This is a genomic window from Methylobacterium sp. Gmos1 (assembly GCF_053764715.1).
In genome coordinates, this window is sequence record NZ_JBSNCC010000028.1 from 38350 (window position 1) to 54049 (window position 15700).

Sequence of the window (15700 nt, forward strand, 5' to 3'; positions counted from 1 at the left end):
CCCCGCGACCCCTCTTCTTAGACGGCGTTTACCCGAGCGCCCGGACTACCAAAGCCCGACCGTGATGGTCACAGACCATCCGGTCGGGTTTTTCGTAACCGAGACGGTCACGAAGGGTATCCCATTCATCTCCGTATCCTTTCCAGTGCTGCCTACTCGAGGAGGCGGTCGGCTATGCCGCCTCAAGCCCGGTGCCCCGGGCCTTCGCGACTGGAAAGGTGCCGTCCGAGCCCAATCTACGCGCCCGGGCAGGGGGTCGCAATAACGAGTCGTGACGGACTTCGTTCGTGCGAGCCGGCTGAGGCGCATCCGCGGCGGGCAGGGTGATGCAGCACGCCCCCGCTCAGAAATGCCCTCAGCGCAGCGGCAGAGCCAGGCAGACCGCCACCAGGATCACCGCGTAGGCGATCACGCGAAATGCCCGGTCGGAGGCGCGGCGAAAGCCGTGCGATCCGACCCAGAGGCCGAGCCCGTAGGGCAGGAGCAGCGGCACGGCTTCCGCGAAGCGGGGGCCCGACAGCACCCCGGTCGCCGTGAACACCACCCCCGAGACCAGGGTCGAGAGGCCGAAATACGCCATCAGGTTGTCACGGACCTGGGCCCCCGAGGCGCGCTGGCTGGCGAGCCAGAACACGGCCAGCGGCATGCCGCCAAGCGCCGCAAAGCCGCTCGCCAGCCCCGAGGCGCCGCCGGTGGCGAGCGAGAGCGGCAGCGAGGGCACGCCGCGGTAGCGCCAGCCCGAGACCAGGGCGGCGAGCGCCAGCAGGATCGCCCCGGCAGTGATCCAGCGGGTCAGGCCCGGGTCGAGCCTCGTGAGCAGCCAGACGCCGACCGGCAGCAGGAGGGTGGAGCCGATGAGCAGCGGCACTACCTCGCGCCAGGTCGCCCGCGGGGCGGAGCGCACCCCGAACCACAGCGAGAACGGCGCGTCGACGACCCAGATCAGCCCGACCGCCGCCGCCGGACCGACCGCCGCCGCCGCGACCGGCACGAACACCATCGCGAACCCGAAGCCGGTGAAGCCGCGCACCAGCCCGCCGACCAGCGCGGCGAGGAACAGGGTGGCGGCCCGGGAGTCGAGCGGCAGGAGGGTGGCGAGGTCGAGGGACATCGCGTCACCACGCCCGGCACGGCCACGATTCGTCAAGGGTGTTGGCCGCATGAGTGTTCACGGAACGTCCTGCGATGGCGCCGTGCCGGTTTCCCGGCTACAGAGGCGGCCCCTTCGCGCCGGGACGGTTTTTCGGCATGATGCGGGCGCCGCCTGCACCCACGGCAAGGACACACGAGCGGCGATGAGCGAACCGATCCGCATCCTCGGCATCGATCCGGGCCTGCGCCGCACCGGCTGGGGCCTGATCACCGTCACGGGCACCCGCCTCGCCTTCGTGGCGAGCGGCACCCTGACCTCGGACGGCGACGACGACCTCGCCACCCGCCTGCGCACCCTGCACGAGGGCCTGACCAAGGTCGTCGCCGCGCTCTCGCCCGACGAGGCGGCGGTGGAGGAGACCTTCGTCAACAAGGACGCGCAGGCGACCCTCAAGCTCGGCCACGCCCGCGCCGTCGCCCTGCTGGTGCCGGCGCTCGCCGGCCTGCCGGTGGCGGAATACGCCGCCAACCTGGTCAAGAAGACCGTGGTCGGCGCCGGCCACGCCGAGAAGGACCAGGTCGGCGCCATGGTCCGCTTTCTCCTGCCGAAGGCCACCGCCGACACGGCGGACGCGGCCGACGCGCTGGCGGTGGCGATCACCCATGCCAGCCATCGCGCGGCGCGGGCCCGGGCAGCGACGCAGGCCGCGGCAGCGGGGCCGGGCGCGGCGCGGATCGCCCGGGCGGCGGCGCGGGGCTGACGCGGCCGCGCCTCAGCGCCGGTCGCCGACGAAGGCGGCGATGCTGCCGCCGAGCCGCCCGGACGAAGCCGCGAGGGTGCCGGCGAGGCCCCGCACCGTGTCGGCGAGGTGCCCGGTCTTCGTCGCGGCATCGGACACGCCGGTGATGGTGCCGGACATCGCGGCGGTGGAGGCGGCCTGCTCCTCCACCGCTGCGGAGATGGAATGGGTCAGGACGGACAATTCCCCGACCGCCTCGGTGATGCCCTGGATCGCCACGACGGCGTCGCCGGTGGCGGCCTGGATCGTGGCGACCTGCCGGGTGATCTCGTCGGTGGCCCTGGCGGTCTGGCCGGCGAGCTGCTTGACCTCCGCCGCCACGACCGCGAAGCCGCGCCCCGCCTCCCCGGCCCGCGCGGCCTCGATCGTCGCGTTCAGGGCGAGCAGGTTGGTCTGGCTGGCGATCGACTTGATCATGCCCACCACCGCGTCGACCTGGCGGGTGTTCTCGGTGAGACGCCGCACCGTCGCGTCGGTGGCCTCGGCCTGCACGGCGATCTGGCGGCTGCGCTCCGAGACGCGGCCGACCTGGTCGGCGACGTCCCGCACGCTGCCGGACATCTGGCGGGAGGTGTCCGCCACCGCCACGGCGCGGGTGCGGGCATCCGTCGCCGCCCCGGTCAGGCCCTCGGCGGATTGCGCCATCTCGCCGGCCGCCGCCGTCACCGCGTCCACCACCTCGCGCACCTGCGCGGCGATGCGGGTCCGGGCGGTCACGATCGACCAGGTCATCATCGGCCCGAGATAGGCGCCGTCCGGCCCGTTGATCGCCGAGACCTGGAGGTCGAGCACTTCCGGCCCGAGGCGGATCTCGGTCCGGTGCGGCAGGCGGCTCGCATCGGCGAGCATTCGGCGGTGCTGCGCGGGGTGCTCGTGAAACACGTCGACCGAGGAGCCGACGAGGTCGGCCACCGTCACCGGAAGGTGCTGCTTGATCGAGCCGAACGTCGAGCGCGAGCTCTCGTTGACGTAGCTGATGCGGAAATCGTCGTGCGGGTCCGCCATCATCACCGCCATCGGCATCCCCTCGACCATCCGGGCGAGGCGTACGGTCTCCTTCTTGGTGGCGGTGACGTCGAAGGCGAACTTCATCACGCTCTTCGGCTGCCCGTCGGGCCCGAGCACCGGCAGGTAGGTGGCGCAGAGCCAGATCTGCCGGCCGCCCTTGCCGATCCGCTCGAACTCGCCGACCTGATGGATGCCGGCGCGGAGCTGATGCCAGAACGTCCGATAGGCCTCGGAGGTCAGCACCGCGGGCGGTACCAGAAGCGAGTGGGGCTTGCCGACGATCTCCTGCGGGGCATAGCCGGTCAGCGCCTGGAAGTTCGCGTTCACCGAGACGATGGTTCCGTCGAGCGCGAACTCGATCGTGGCCATGGCCCGATCGAGCGCGGTGAGCCTCGCATCCTTGATCGGTTTTTGACTACCCCAAGCCATCCTTCGCTCCCGACGATGTTCGTCTCCTTCTGCGTGAGGCTGGATAAAAATTCATTACCATGATCGCACAACCATTAATTGACCTAGGGTAGTGCGATCATAGACGCCCGGAGAGATGCCCATCGACTGTGCAGCCGGTTCCCGCACGACGACCTATGGGGCCTTGTTCCTGCGCGACCTGCCTATCTTCGCAGCGGGACGCCGGACCGCGCACGATCGGCCGGTACCGACCTCGTCCGGCTCGCGCACGCGCCGATGGTGGAGCGGACAGGCTTGTCTTAAAAAACGATCGTTCGTATGAATGGAGAAAATCAGGGAGGGCGCCGATGATCCCGAACGCCGCGCGTGAGTTCAACTTCGGCCTTGGCGAGACAGCCGAGGCGATCCGCGACAGCGTGCGCAGCTTCGCGCAGGACAGGATCGCGCCGCGGGCCGAGGAGATCGACCGCACCAACACCTTCCCGCGCGACCTCTGGCCCGAGATGGGGGCGCTGGGTCTCCACGGCATCACGGTCGAGGAGGAGTACGGGGGATTGGGCCTCGGCTACCTCGCCCATTGCGTGGCGATGGAGGAGGTGTCGCGGGCTTCCGCCTCGGTCGGCCTGTCCTACGGCGCGCACTCGAACCTCTGCATCAACCAGATCCGCCGCAACGGCTCGGAGGCGCAGAAGCGCAAGTACCTGCCGAAGCTCATCTCCGGCGAGAACGTCGGCGCGCTCGCGATGTCGGAGCCCGGGGCCGGCTCGGACGTGGTGTCGATGCGCACCCGCGCCGAGAAGAGGGGCGACCGCTACGTGCTCACCGGCTCGAAGATGTGGATCACCAACGGTCCCGTCGCCGAGACCCTGGTGGTCTACGCCAAGACCGATCCGCAGGCGGGACCGCGCGGCATCACCGCCTTCCTGGTCGAGAAGGGCATGAAGGGGTTCTCCACCGCCCAGAAGCTCGACAAGCTCGGCATGCGCGGCTCGGATACCTGCGAGTTGGTCTTCGAGGAATGCGAGATCCCGGAGGAGAACGTGCTCGGCACGGTCGGCCGCGGCGTCAACGTGCTGATGTCGGGCCTCGACTACGAGCGCGCGGTGCTGGCCGCCGGACCGCTCGGCATCATGCAGGCCTGCCTCGACGTGGTGATTCCTTACGTCCACGAGCGCAAGCAGTTCGGCCAGGCGATCGGCGAGTTCCAGCTCGTCCAGGGCAAGCTCGCCGACATGTACGTCTCGACCAACGCCGCCAAGGCCTACGTCTACGCGGTGGCCCAGGCCTGCGACCGCGGCGAGACCACCCGCGAGGACGCGGCCGGCGCGATCCTCTACGCCGCCGAGCGGGCGACGCAATGCGCCCTCGACGCGATCCAGCTTCTCGGCGGCAACGGCTACATCAACGACTACCCGACCGGGCGCCTGCTTCGCGACGCCAAGCTCTACGAGATCGGCGCCGGCACCAGCGAGATCCGCCGGATGCTGATCGGCCGCGAGCTCTTCGCCAAATCCGCCTGAGGCGCACAACGATGCCGGTCATCCCCACCAGCGCCGACCTCGCCTCCGGGGCGGCGGAGCAGAACCGCGCCGCCTGGGGCGAGTTGCGCCAGGCCCTCAAGGCCCACCGCGCCAGGGCCGCCGCCGGCGGGCCGGAGCGGGCCCGCGAGCGCCACGTCGCCCGCGGCAAGCTGCTGCCCCGCGACCGGGTCCTGCGCCTGCTCGATCCGGGCTCGCCCTTCCTCGAGGTCGGGGCTCTGGCCGCGAACGGGATGTACGGCGAGGACATCCACGCCGCCGGCATCATCACCGGCATCGGCCGGGTGGCGGGCCGCGAGGTGATGGTGGTCTGCAACGACGCCACCATCAAGGGCGGCACCTACTACCCCCTGACGGTGAAGAAGCACCTGCGGGCGCAGGAGATCGCGCTCCAGAACCGGCTTCCGTGCCTCTACCTCGTCGATTCCGGCGGCGCCAACCTGCCGCAGCAGACGGAAGTGTTTCCCGACCGCGAGCATTTCGGGCGCATCTTCTACAACCAGGCGCAGATGTCGGCCGCCGGCATCCCGCAGATCGCCTGCGTGATGGGCTCGTGCACCGCCGGCGGCGCCTACGTGCCGGCGATGTCGGACGAGAGCGTGATCGTGCGCCGCCAGGGCACGATCTTCCTCGGCGGCCCCCCTCTCGTGAAGGCTGCGACCGGCGAGGTGGTGAGCGCGGAGGATCTCGGCGGCGCCGACGTGCACGCCCGCCTGTCGGGCGTCGCCGACCACTACGCCACCGACGACGCCCACGCGCTCGCCATCCTGCGCCGCATCGTCGGGGGCCTCAACACGCTCAAGCGGCCGGACCTCGACATCGCGGCTCCCGTCGATCCGGCCTACGCCGTCGACGACCTCGACGCCCTGGTGCCGACGGACCTGCGCAAGCAGTACGACGCGCGCGAGCTGATCGCCCGCCTCGTCGACGGCTCGGAATTCGACGAGTTCAAGCGGCTCTACGGCACCACGCTGGTCACGGGGTTCGCCCGCCTGCACGGCATGCCGGTCGGGATCCTGGCCAATAACGGCATCCTGTACTCGGAGAGCGCGCTGAAAGGCGCGCACTTCATCGAGCTGTGCTGCCAGCGGCGGATTCCGCTCGTCTTCCTCCAGAACATCTCCGGCTTCATGGTCGGGCGCGAGGTCGAGGCCGGCGGCATCGCCAAGAACGGGGCCAAGCTCGTCACCGCGGTGGCGACGGCCGCGGTGCCGAAGCTCACGCTGATCGTCGGCGGCTCCTACGGGGCGGGCAATTACGGCATGTGCGGCCGGGCCTACTCCCCGCGCTTCCTGTTCGCCTGGCCGAACTCGCGCATCTCGGTGATGGGCGCCGAGCAGGCGGCGAGCGTGCTGGCCACCGTGCGGCGCGACAACATCGAGGCCGGTGGCGGCGCCTGGAGCCCGGAAGACGAAGAGGCGTTCAAGGCGCCGATCCGCGCCGGCTTCGAGGAGGAGGGCTCGCCCTACTACGCCACCGCGCGGCTGTGGGACGACGGCATCATCCTGCCGGAGGAGACGCGCCGGGTGCTCGGCCTCGCGCTCTCGGCCTGCCTCAACGCGCCGGTGCCGGAGACCCGGTTCGGCCTGTTCCGGATGTGAGGACAGCCAAGGTACAGCCATGACCATACGCCGCCTCGCCTCCGTCCTCGTCGCCAATCGCGGCGAGATCGCCTGCCGGGTGATCCGCACCGCGAAACGTCTCGGGATGCGCACCATCGCGGTCTACTCCGAGGCCGACCGCGACGCGCTGCACGTCGCGCTCGCCGACGAGGCCTTCTTGCTTGGCCCGGCGCCCGCCGCCGACTCGTATCTCCGCATCGACCGCATCCTGGACGCCGCCCGGGCGAGCGGGGCGGCGTGCATCCATCCGGGCTACGGCTTCCTGTCCGAGCGGCCGGACTTCGCCGAGGCCTGCGAGGAAGCCGGCATCGTCTTCGTCGGCCCGCCGGCCTCGGCGATCCGCGCCATGGGCCTCAAGGACGCCGCGAAGGCGCTGGTGGCAGAAGCCGGTGTGCCGGTGGTGCCGGGCTATCACGGCGCCCGCCAGGACCCCGACTTCCTCGCGGCCGAGGCCGCCGCGATCGGGTTCCCGGTGCTCATCAAGGCGGTGGCCGGCGGCGGCGGCAAGGGCATGCGCCGGGTCGAGGGGCCGGAAGGGTTTGCCGATGCCCTCGCTTCCGCGCAGCGCGAGGCCCAGAACGCCTTCGGCGACCCGCGGGTGCTGGTCGAGAAGTATATTTTGTCGCCCCGCCACGTCGAGATCCAGGTCTTCTGCGATGCCCACGGCAACGCCGTGCACCTGTTCGAGCGCGACTGCTCGCTCCAGCGCCGCCACCAGAAGGTGATCGAGGAGGCGCCCGCCCCCGGCATGCCCGAGGCGGTCCGAACCGCGATGGGCCGCGCCGCGGTCGAGGCGGCGAAGGCGGTAGGCTATGTCGGCGCCGGCACGGTCGAGTTCATCGCCGACGGGCGCGAGGGGCTACGCCCCGACGGCTTCTGGTTCATGGAGATGAACACGAGGCTTCAGGTCGAGCATCCGGTGACCGAGGCGATCACCGGGCACGACCTCGTGGAATGGCAGTTCCGGGTCGCCTCCGGCGAGGCGCTGCCGGTCGATCAGGCGGGTCTCGCGATCCACGGCCACGCCGTCGAGGCGCGGCTCTACGCCGAGGATCCGGACCACGGCTTCCTGCCCTCGACCGGCCCCTTGTGGGCCCTCGACCTGCCCGCGGGTGAGGGCATCCGGGTCGATACCGGCGTGCGCGCCGGCGACCGGGTGACGCCGTTCTACGACCCGATGATCGCCAAGGTGATCGCCCACGGGGCGACCCGGACGCAAGCGCTCGACCGCCTGGCGGACGCGCTCGGCCGCACCCGGGTGGCGGGCCCGAAGACCAACGTCGCCTTCCTCAAGGCGCTCGCCGAGGCGCAGGATTTTCGCGAGGGCCGCTTCGATACCGGCTTCATCGACCGCGACCTCGCCACCCTGACTGCGCCGAGCCCGCACCGCGACGCCGGCGTACGCGCCGGCATCCGGGCGCTGGTGGCGCGGGAGACGCGCGCCGGCACAGGCTCGCCCTGGGACGCGGCGGACGGGTTCCAGCTCGGCGAGGCCCGCCGCCAGGTGTTCCCGTTCGTGCTGGAGGGCGAGCCGGCCGAGGCGGTGCTGCGCTGGGGCGCCTCCGGCGTGAGAGTGGAGTACGGCGAGGCGGGCCCCGATCCCGCCGCCCTCGCGGTGATCGAGGCGCCGAACGGCGTGCTGGTGCTCTGCGAGGGCCGCCAGATCGCGCTCTCCCCGCCCGATCCGTTCGCGGTCGATCTCGACCACATCGACCAGGGCGGCACCATCAAGGCGCCGATGCACGGCCGCCTCGTCGCCGTGCTCGTCGCTCCCGGCGACAGGGTCGTGCGCGGCCAGCGCCTCGCGGTGGTCGAGGCGATGAAGATGGAGCACGCCCTGACCGCGCCCTCGGACGGCATCGTCGCCGACGTGGCGGGGCAAGCCGGCCAGCAGGTCGCCGAGGGCGCCCGCCTGATCACCCTGACGAAGGAGGACGCCGCGTGAGCACGATTCCCGCTTCGACCCATCCGCGCGGCGGGCTGTACTTCGAGGATTTCGAGGTCGGCGCCAGCTTGCGCCATCGACTCACCCGCACGGTGACGCAGATGGACAACATGCTGTTCTCCAACCTGACGCTCAACCCGCAGCCGCTCCATATCGACGCGCATTTCTGCGCCACCGAGACCGAGTGGGGCAAGCCGCTGATGAACTCGCTGTTCACCCTCGGGCTGATGATCGGCATCTCGGTCAACGACACCACGGTCGGCACCACCATCGGCAATCTCGGCATGACCGAGACGCGGTTTCCCGCGCCGCTGTTCGAGGGCGACACGGTGAGCGTCACGACGGAGGTCGTCGCCAAGCGCGAATCGCGCTCGCGGCCGGAGGCCGGCATCGTCGAGTTCGTCCACCGCGCCTACAAGCAGGACGGCACCCTGGTGGCCGAGTGCCGGCGCCAGGCGATGATGCGCAAGCGTCCCACCCAGGAGGCCTGACGCGATGCGCTCGTTGCTGTTCGTCCCCGGCGACTCCCCCCGCAAGCAGGAGAAGGGCCTGGAGATCGGGGCCGATGCCCTGATCCTCGACCTCGAGGATTCCGTCGCGCTGCCGGAGAAGCCGAAAGCCCGCGAGGTCGCCGCCGGCTTCCTCGCGCGGATGCGCGGGCAGGCTGGCCGGCCGAAGCTCTACGTGCGCGTCAACGCCCTCGATACCGGCCTGACCGAGGACGACCTCGCGGCGGTGATGCCGCACGCCCCCGACGGGATCATGCTGCCCAAGGCCGAGGGCGGTCCCTCGGTGGCGCATCTCGGCGCGCGCCTCGCGGTGCACGAGGCGCAAACCGGCCTCCCCGACGGCGCCACCCGCATCCTGCCGATCGCCACCGAGACGGCCCGGGCGATCTTCGCGCTCCAGACCCTGCCGGGAGCGAGCCCGCGGCTGTCGGGCGTCACCTGGGGGGCGGAGGACCTGTCGGCCGATCTCGGCGCCGAGACCAACCGGGGAGAGGACGGCGCCTGGAGCGCGCCGTTCGCCCTCGCCCGCAACCTAACCCTGATGGCGGCAGCCGCGGCGGAGGTCGACGCGATCGACACCATCAACGCCCATTTCCGCGATCTCGAAGGACTGGCGCGCGAGTGCCGCGCGGCGCGCCGCGACGGCTTCGTCGGCAAGATGGCGATCCATCCCGCGCAGGTGGCGGTGATCAACGAGGCCTTCACGCCGACCGACGCGGCGGTGGCGCAGGCACGGAAGGTCGTGGCCGCCTTCGCGCAGGCGCCGGGGGTCGGCGTCGTCGGGATCGACGGCGAGATGTTCGACCGGCCGCACCTGCGCCGGGCGGAGCGGCTGCTGGCGCGGGTGGGGTGAGGCGAAGGAGACAGTTGCCGGGTGAGCATCCACCCTGCGGCTTCCGTGGTATTCTGCAACGTCCGGAGACGCGGGATCCTATCCATGAAGAGCTGGCCCATCCAGGATGCGGAAGTCCGCTTCGGCGAGGTTCTCGACACCTGCTTGAGGGAAGGTCCTCAGCTCGTCACGACTGAAGGACAGGATGCGGCAGTCCTGGTGCCGATTCGTGAGTGGGAGCGCCTTCAGCGGGACGCTCGGCCGACCCTGAAGGATCTGCTGCTCGCGCCCGAACCTCGGGCAGATCTGATGCTGCCCGAGCGCGGCAGCGAGGAGCGGCGCCCGCCCATCCTGCTCGACTGAGCAGGCATGTACCTGTTGGATACCAACGTTGTCTCAGAGCTTCGCAGGCGGAAGCCGCATGGCGGTGTGCTCGCCTGGTTTCGTGGCGTAGCCGATGCCGATCTTCATCTGTCCGCCGTGACGATCGGAGAGATCCAATCCGGCATCGAACGTACGAGGTCGACGGATCCGGCGAAAGCCGACGAACTCGACGCGTGGCTGGAGCAGGTAGCAGCCGCCTACAACGTCCTGGCCATGGACGCCCGGACGTTTCGACAGGCCGCGCGCCTGATGCACCGACAGGGCCGGCATCTCAGCGAGGATGCCATGATCGCCGCGACAGCCCACGTTCACGGCCTCGCAGTCGTGACCCGCAACGTGCGTGATTTCGCACCGTTCGGCGTCCGGATCGTGGACCCTTTCACCCTGCTCCAACCTTGACGCACCGCGCGGCCAACGCGCGGGCCATCCCCCGGGAGAACGCCCCCCACCATGTCCCACGACGCAGCCCAGACCCAGGCCGCCCTCTTCGCCCGCCTGCCCGATGCCCTGGCGGCCGCCCTCAAGGCCCCCGCCTACGCCGCCCACCTCGCCGGGGTCGACCCCGCCGCCGTGACCGACCGGGCGGCGCTCGCCCGACTGCCGGTCCTGCGCAAGGGCGAGATGCCGGCGCGCCAGCGCGAGGCCCTGCCCTTCGGCGGCTTCGTGCCGGGGCCGGCCGGGGGGTTCGCCCGCCTGTTCACCTCGCCGGGGCCGATCTTCGAGCCGCAGCGGGCCGGCGAGGATCCGTGGGGCGGCGCGCCGGCGCTCAAGGCCGCGGGCTTCCGGGCCGGCGAGGTGGTGCTCAACACCTTTGGCTACCACCTGACGCCGGGCGGCTTCATCTTCGACACCGCCGCGCGCGCCCTCGGCTGCGCGGTGATCCCGGCCGGGCCCGGCAACACCGAGCAGCAGCTCGACCTGATCGAGGCCTACCGCCCCGCCGGCTACGTCGGCACGCCGGACTTCCTCAAGGTGCTGCTCGATGCAGGCCGGAAGGCCGGGCGGGACGTGTCCTCGCTGACGAAGGCCCTGGTCTCGGGCGCCGCCTTCCCGCCCTCGCTCCAAGCCGAGTTCCGCGAGCGCGGCATCGCCGCAGCTCAGGCCTACGCCACGGCCGATGTCGGCTTCATCGCCTACGAGACGCGGGGCGCGGAAAACTCTGGCGAGCCGGGCCTCCTCGTCAGCGACGGTCTGATCCTCGAGATCGTGCGGCCGGGTACCGGCGATCCGGTGCCGGAGGGCGAGGTCGGCGAGATCGTCGTCACGGTGCTCGACCTCGACCGGCCGCTGATCCGCTACGCGCTCGGCGACCTCACGGCGGCGCTGCCCGGGGGCACGCGCATCCGCGGCTGGATGGGCCGGGCCGACCAGGCCGCCAAGGTGAAGGGCATGTTCGTGCGCCCCGAGCAGGTCGCCGAGATCGCCCGCCGCCACCCGGAGCTCGGCCGCCTTCGCCTGGTGGTGACCCGGGCGGACGAGGCCGACGTGATGACCCTGCGGGCGGAGGCCGGCGCGCGCGACACCGCCCTCGCCGGAGCGGTGGCCGAGACCCTGCGGGCGGTGACGAAGCTGCGCGGCACGGTCGAGATCGTCGCCCCAGGCAGCCTGCCGAACGACGGCAAGGTCATCGCCGACGAGCGGCAGGTGGGCTGACGGTCGCGGGCGGCGGCGCGCCTCCGTGCCGCCGCCCGGTGCGCAGTCTATTCCTGCTTTCTGGACACCATCCTCCAGTTCATGCCGTCGGCGCCCGGCACCTCGCCCCGAAGACGCGGCGCATCCGCCAATTTCCGTGAGACCATCTCCCGCCGGCCCTGCGCCGGTCGATTTTTCTATCGCCCCGGGTTTCGCTCCGCGTTGATGTTCCTCTAGGTTGTGATAGTGTCTCCGCACGAATCGGGGACGGTCGCATGTCGAACGTGGCGGGGAAAGCCTATGGCATGAACGTCGTGACGCCGGTCCGGCCGCGATGGACTTGGCTCAACCGCCTCATCTTCATGGTGTCGCGGGTCTTTCCCGGGACCCTGTCGGGTCTTCTCGGCCTGTCGCTGATCCATTTCGCCCGCTGGGTGATCATCCGGCGCGGCCAGTGGCCCCGCCGCGGCCAGCCGGAGCAGGTGCTCGCCAACGATTACATGCTGTTCTGCAGCAACTTCAACGGCACCTGGGACCAGTACATCGACGCCTTCGCGGACGGCATCCCCAACGGGCTCGACCTGTTCTGGTATTGCAGCACCAAGTACCCGAACTCGATCCCGATCACCCCGTTCAAGTCCTACATCCGGGTAAACCAGATCGATACCGGCTACTACTACAACGCGACGCCGGGCAGCGGCCAGCGCGACATCAAGCTGGCGCTGCAGCTCGCCGCCGCCCTGCGGGCGGTGAGGCCGGACGGCGACGACGACGCCCTTTCAGCGGCCTTCGACCGGGTGCTCACCGAGAACCAGGGCTGCCTCGGCACGCCGGGCTACGGGCCGGTGGCGAGCCGCGACACCGCGATCGCCGACCTGCACCGCTGCGCCATGGTGCGCGCCCGCTGGGGCCGGGACGGCAGCGGCCCGCCGCCGGTGGAGGTCGTCCAGGCGGCGCCCGCCCTGGAGACCATGGACGCCGCCCCCCGCGCCGACGCGTCGGCCTCGCAGGCCGGCGCGGTCCGGGCCACCGTCGAGGCCCTGGTCAAGGGCCGCACCCGCCGCAGCGCCGCGCGCCGCCACGACCGCTGAGCGCACGCCGACAGGAGAGCCCGAGATGCCGAACCTCGACGGCGGCCACTACTTCTTCACCGCGATCGTGCCGATCAAGAACGACGTCATCGTCGAGCACGAGGGCCTGCGCAGCTCCCCCGTCCACATGGTGCGCGAGGCGCTGGAGACACTGCCGACCGCCCTGCAATCGCCGGAGGCGGTGAAGGTCGGGATCCAGAGCCCCTTCGCCCGCTCGCTGCGCACGCATTTCGCCCGGTTCGTCGTGCTCGACCAGCCGTTCTTCAACGGACGCGACCACAGCGACGCGGTGGCGGACGCCGTGCATGCGACCGACCTCCTGCTCCCGCAGGCCAACGACGTCCTCGCCTGCCCCTACCTCCTCGTGATGATCGACTTCGACCCGGAAGAGGCCGACCCGGCGCGGCACTACTGCGAGGAGCTCTGGAGCCTGGTGCCGCGCGAGCTCGAGGCGGTATTCCGCTACTGCTACGGCTTTCGCGAGGTCCGCGACGGGAAGACCTTCGCCGACTTCCTGCTGCCGTGCCAGGTCGAGACGACGATGCCGTTCAACGATTACTGGATCGGCAAGCCGCCGCTGACGTCGCCCTCGCGCTGGCTGGTGATCACGCCGCCGGCGCTCGGGGTCGTGCTGCCGCTCCTCGCGGCGCTCATCCACGTCGTGCGCTGGCCCACCGGCCTCGTCCTGGCACTGGTGCTCGGGCTCGCGGGCGTCGCGGTCGATTACTGGATCGTGATGCGCCGCGGCGCCCAGCCGCTGCCGGCGGCGCCGGACGCGACCCTGCGGCACGTGCTGAAGGCGCTCTACCTCCAGCAGGCCTTCACGCGCTTCGCCATCGCCCAGCAGGGGGCCGCGCCGCCGGGGCGCGGGGCGGCGTTCCGCCAGTTCCTCGCCACCCACCGCCCGTCGGACGTCGCCGGCCCGACGCAGGCTCCCGGGGTGATCGGCAGCTGACGCCGCCGGCCCGCGACCCCCGCCCGACTATCCCGGCCCGCGCGCCGCCTCCCGCCCGGAACCCACGGCATGACGACCCTCCTCGACCTCGCCGACATCCAGGGCGGCATCCTGCGCGCCTACGGCCGGCAGGGCTTCCCCAAAGCCCGCGCCTTCTTCCTGACCGTGCGCGGCGACGGTGCGGAGGGCCGCACCTTCGTGGAGGGCTTGCGGCCGCAGGTCACCACCGCCGCGCGCTGGCGCGACCCGAATCGCGGCGAGGGGCTGCTGCGCCGCCGCGCCCCGCGCCTCAAGGACGTCGTCCGCGCCGCGGACGAGGACAACTACCCGGGCGAGGTGACGCTGGAAAAGCCGAAGGTGACGCTCAACCTCGCCTTCACGTTCTACGGCCTCCTCGCCCTTGGCGTACCGGTGCGCACCCTGCGGGGCATGCCCGACGAGTTCATCGACGGCATGGCCCAGCGGGCCGAGATCCTCGGCGACGGCCCCTTCCTTGAGACCCGCGACCCCGTGTGGCGCGACTCGGCCGGCGAGAACCGCGTCCACATCGTGGTGATGCTGAACGCGCAGATGAACCCCGACGGCACGCCGGTCGCCGAGCTCGAAACGGAGACGCAACGCCTGCGCGACCTGTGCGCGGAGTCCGGCGGCAAGGTCGTGCTCCTGTCCGGCACCGGGCCGGACGGAGCCGACTTCCAGGAGATGTCGGCGGTTCTCGCCCCGGGCGAGCACGGCCTCTCGGCGACCAACAAGGAGCATTTCGGGCTCTCGGACGGCTTCGGCGACCCGGTCTTCGAGGGCCAGTTCCCGCCGGGGCTGGAGGCGCTGCGGGTGATCGGCGGCGGCAAGCTGATGCCCGACCAGACCTGGGCGCCGCTCGCCACCGGCGAGTTCCTGCTCGGCTACCCGGACGAGGGGCAGGAGATCCCCGGCGCGGCGATGCCGATCAAGTTCAGCCGCAACGGCACCTTCATGGCCTACCGCAAGCTGCACGAGAACGTCGAGAGCTTCGCGACCTACATCCGCCAGCAGGGCGAGCGTTACGCCGCCCTCCACGGCGTCCCGCAGGCGCAGGCCGAGGCGACCCTGCGCGCCAAGCTCGTCGGGCGCTGGGAGGACGGGATCCCGCTCCAGGCCGCGCCGACCCACGACGACTGGCTGGCGTTCCAGGCGGAGCTCGCCCAGGCCAAGGCCGCCGGGGACAAGCCGAAGCTCGCCGCCCTCGCCCTGCGCTACACCGACTTCACCTATCGCGGGGACCTCGACGGCGCCACCTGCCCGGTCGCCGCCCACATGCGCCGGGCGAACCCCCGCGACATGCTCGACCCGCACGTCGCCGACCCGGACCCGACGAGCGGCGACGGCTCGGCGCTGGTCAACCGCCGCCGCATCCTGCGCCGCGGCCTGCCCTATGGCGGTCCCTCGCAGGGCGGCAGCGGGAAGGATTCCGGCGAGCAGGGCATCATCTTCCTGGCGATCTGCGCCAACCTGTTTCGCCAGTTCGAGTTCGTGCAGCAGCAATGGATGCAGTACGGCCTCGACTTCAACGCCGGCAGCGACACCTGCCCGGTGATCGGCAACCACCCGAAGGGCGGCTCCCACCACGATCCGAAGCTCGTGATCGCGGTCGAGCCGGGCCGCGGGCAGCGGCCCTTCATCTGCAACGACCTGCCCCAGCTCGTGGAGCCCCGCGGCGGCGATTACTTCTTCGTGCCGAGCATGACGGCGCTACGCCTGATCGGCACGGGCATCACCGACCCGACCTAGAGCGTGTTATGAACTGATTATTGTACGTTCGATTTTGCTGAGCATATCGCAGACGAAGGCAACCATGTGGAGGCCCGCCAATGTGCTGGCGTAGCGCTCGTAATCCTTGACCAGCCG

Annotated in this window: 14 protein-coding genes and 1 pseudogene; 12 read left to right on the forward strand and 3 right to left on the reverse strand. The window is 71.1% G+C overall.

The annotated features are described in order from the left end of the window. Window positions 1-355 precede the first annotated feature (355 nt). Window positions 356-1111, reverse strand: a complete 756-nt coding sequence (locus ACS5PV_RS29995) for a sulfite exporter TauE/SafE family protein (protein WP_455398987.1) — start codon at window positions 1109-1111, stop codon at window positions 356-358. A gap of 184 nt (window positions 1112-1295) precedes the next feature. Between ACS5PV_RS29995 and ruvC the strand changes: the two genes are divergently transcribed. Next, entirely contained in the window at window positions 1296-1853 is a 558-nt protein-coding gene (gene ruvC / locus ACS5PV_RS30000; RefSeq protein WP_455398988.1) for a crossover junction endodeoxyribonuclease RuvC, read from the forward strand. Between the two features lie 12 nt (window positions 1854-1865). Here the strand turns inward: ruvC and ACS5PV_RS30005 are convergent, their stop codons facing one another. After that, window positions 1866-3269: a methyl-accepting chemotaxis protein gene (locus ACS5PV_RS30005; protein WP_455398989.1), complete on the reverse strand. Its 1404-nt coding sequence runs from the start codon at window positions 3267-3269 to the stop codon at window positions 1866-1868. Between the two features lie 386 nt (window positions 3270-3655). Here ACS5PV_RS30005 and ACS5PV_RS30010 point away from each other — a divergent pair, with 386 nt between their 5' ends. The 11 genes from ACS5PV_RS30010 (at window position 3656) to ACS5PV_RS30060 (ending at window position 15583) form a co-directional block, all read left to right on the forward strand. Continuing rightward, window positions 3656-4828 carry an isovaleryl-CoA dehydrogenase gene (locus tag ACS5PV_RS30010; RefSeq protein WP_455398990.1) on the forward strand — a complete coding sequence of 391 codons (1173 nt, stop codon included), beginning with the start codon at window positions 3656-3658 and terminating at the stop codon, window positions 4826-4828. An 11-nt stretch (window positions 4829-4839) separates the two neighbouring features. Further along, window positions 4840-6447, forward strand: a complete 1608-nt coding sequence (locus ACS5PV_RS30015; protein ID WP_455398991.1) for a carboxyl transferase domain-containing protein — start codon at window positions 4840-4842, stop codon at window positions 6445-6447. A 19-nt stretch (window positions 6448-6466) separates the two neighbouring features. Further along, complete coding sequence (locus tag ACS5PV_RS30020; protein ID WP_455398992.1) at window positions 6467-8413, forward strand: ATP-binding protein; 1947 nt, start codon at window positions 6467-6469, stop codon at window positions 8411-8413. Next, complete coding sequence (locus tag ACS5PV_RS30025) at window positions 8410-8904, forward strand: MaoC family dehydratase (RefSeq protein WP_455398993.1); 495 nt, start codon at window positions 8410-8412, stop codon at window positions 8902-8904. The genes ACS5PV_RS30020 and ACS5PV_RS30025 overlap by 4 nt, the downstream gene beginning before the upstream one ends. A gap of 4 nt (window positions 8905-8908) precedes the next feature. Continuing rightward, on the forward strand, window positions 8909-9775 hold the full coding sequence (locus ACS5PV_RS30030) for an HpcH/HpaI aldolase/citrate lyase family protein (protein ID WP_455398994.1): 867 nt from the start codon (window positions 8909-8911) through the stop codon (window positions 9773-9775). Window positions 9776-9859: 84 nt separating this feature from the next. Next, window positions 9860-10117, forward strand: a complete 258-nt coding sequence (locus ACS5PV_RS30035) for a type II toxin-antitoxin system Phd/YefM family antitoxin (protein WP_455398995.1) — start codon at window positions 9860-9862, stop codon at window positions 10115-10117. 6 nt (window positions 10118-10123) lie between these two features. Continuing rightward, on the forward strand, window positions 10124-10537 hold the full coding sequence (locus ACS5PV_RS30040) for a PIN domain-containing protein (protein WP_455398996.1): 414 nt from the start codon (window positions 10124-10126) through the stop codon (window positions 10535-10537). Between the two features lie 51 nt (window positions 10538-10588). Then, window positions 10589-11791, forward strand: coding sequence for a phenylacetate--CoA ligase family protein (locus ACS5PV_RS30045; protein WP_455398997.1), 1203 nt, complete (start codon window positions 10589-10591; stop codon window positions 11789-11791). A gap of 254 nt (window positions 11792-12045) precedes the next feature. Then, a complete protein-coding gene (locus tag ACS5PV_RS30050) occupies window positions 12046-12861 on the forward strand; it encodes a hypothetical protein (RefSeq protein WP_455398998.1) in 816 nt (271 codons plus the stop codon). A 25-nt stretch (window positions 12862-12886) separates the two neighbouring features. Then, entirely contained in the window at window positions 12887-13816 is a 930-nt protein-coding gene (locus ACS5PV_RS30055; RefSeq protein ID WP_455398999.1) for a hypothetical protein, read from the forward strand. Between the two features lie 69 nt (window positions 13817-13885). After that, window positions 13886-15583, forward strand: coding sequence for a Dyp-type peroxidase (locus ACS5PV_RS30060; RefSeq protein WP_455399000.1), 1698 nt, complete (start codon window positions 13886-13888; stop codon window positions 15581-15583). Between the two features lie 6 nt (window positions 15584-15589). On the opposite strand, the pseudogene ACS5PV_RS30065 reads toward ACS5PV_RS30060, so the two are convergent. Then, window positions 15590-15700, reverse strand: a pseudogene (locus ACS5PV_RS30065) (IS5/IS1182 family transposase); the annotation flags it as partial.

Coding starts and splice junctions, on each gene's coding strand:
- ACS5PV_RS29995 (WP_455398987.1), bottom strand. CDS start 1,111: ATGTCCCTCGACCTCGCCACCCTCCTGCCGCTCGACTCCCGGGCCGCC.
- ruvC (WP_455398988.1), top strand. CDS start 1,296: ATGAGCGAACCGATCCGCATCCTCGGCATCGATCCGGGCCTGCGCCGC.
- ACS5PV_RS30005 (WP_455398989.1), bottom strand. CDS start 3,269: ATGGCCACGATCGAGTTCGCGCTCGACGGAACCATCGTCTCGGTGAAC.
- ACS5PV_RS30010 (WP_455398990.1), top strand. CDS start 3,656: ATGATCCCGAACGCCGCGCGTGAGTTCAACTTCGGCCTTGGCGAGACA.
- ACS5PV_RS30015 (WP_455398991.1), top strand. CDS start 4,840: ATGCCGGTCATCCCCACCAGCGCCGACCTCGCCTCCGGGGCGGCGGAG.
- ACS5PV_RS30020 (WP_455398992.1), top strand. CDS start 6,467: ATGACCATACGCCGCCTCGCCTCCGTCCTCGTCGCCAATCGCGGCGAG.
- ACS5PV_RS30030 (WP_455398994.1), top strand. CDS start 8,909: ATGCGCTCGTTGCTGTTCGTCCCCGGCGACTCCCCCCGCAAGCAGGAG.
- ACS5PV_RS30035 (WP_455398995.1), top strand. CDS start 9,860: ATGAAGAGCTGGCCCATCCAGGATGCGGAAGTCCGCTTCGGCGAGGTT.
- ACS5PV_RS30040 (WP_455398996.1), top strand. CDS start 10,124: ATGTACCTGTTGGATACCAACGTTGTCTCAGAGCTTCGCAGGCGGAAG.
- ACS5PV_RS30045 (WP_455398997.1), top strand. CDS start 10,589: ATGTCCCACGACGCAGCCCAGACCCAGGCCGCCCTCTTCGCCCGCCTG.
- ACS5PV_RS30050 (WP_455398998.1), top strand. CDS start 12,046: ATGTCGAACGTGGCGGGGAAAGCCTATGGCATGAACGTCGTGACGCCG.
- ACS5PV_RS30055 (WP_455398999.1), top strand. CDS start 12,887: ATGCCGAACCTCGACGGCGGCCACTACTTCTTCACCGCGATCGTGCCG.
- ACS5PV_RS30060 (WP_455399000.1), top strand. CDS start 13,886: ATGACGACCCTCCTCGACCTCGCCGACATCCAGGGCGGCATCCTGCGC.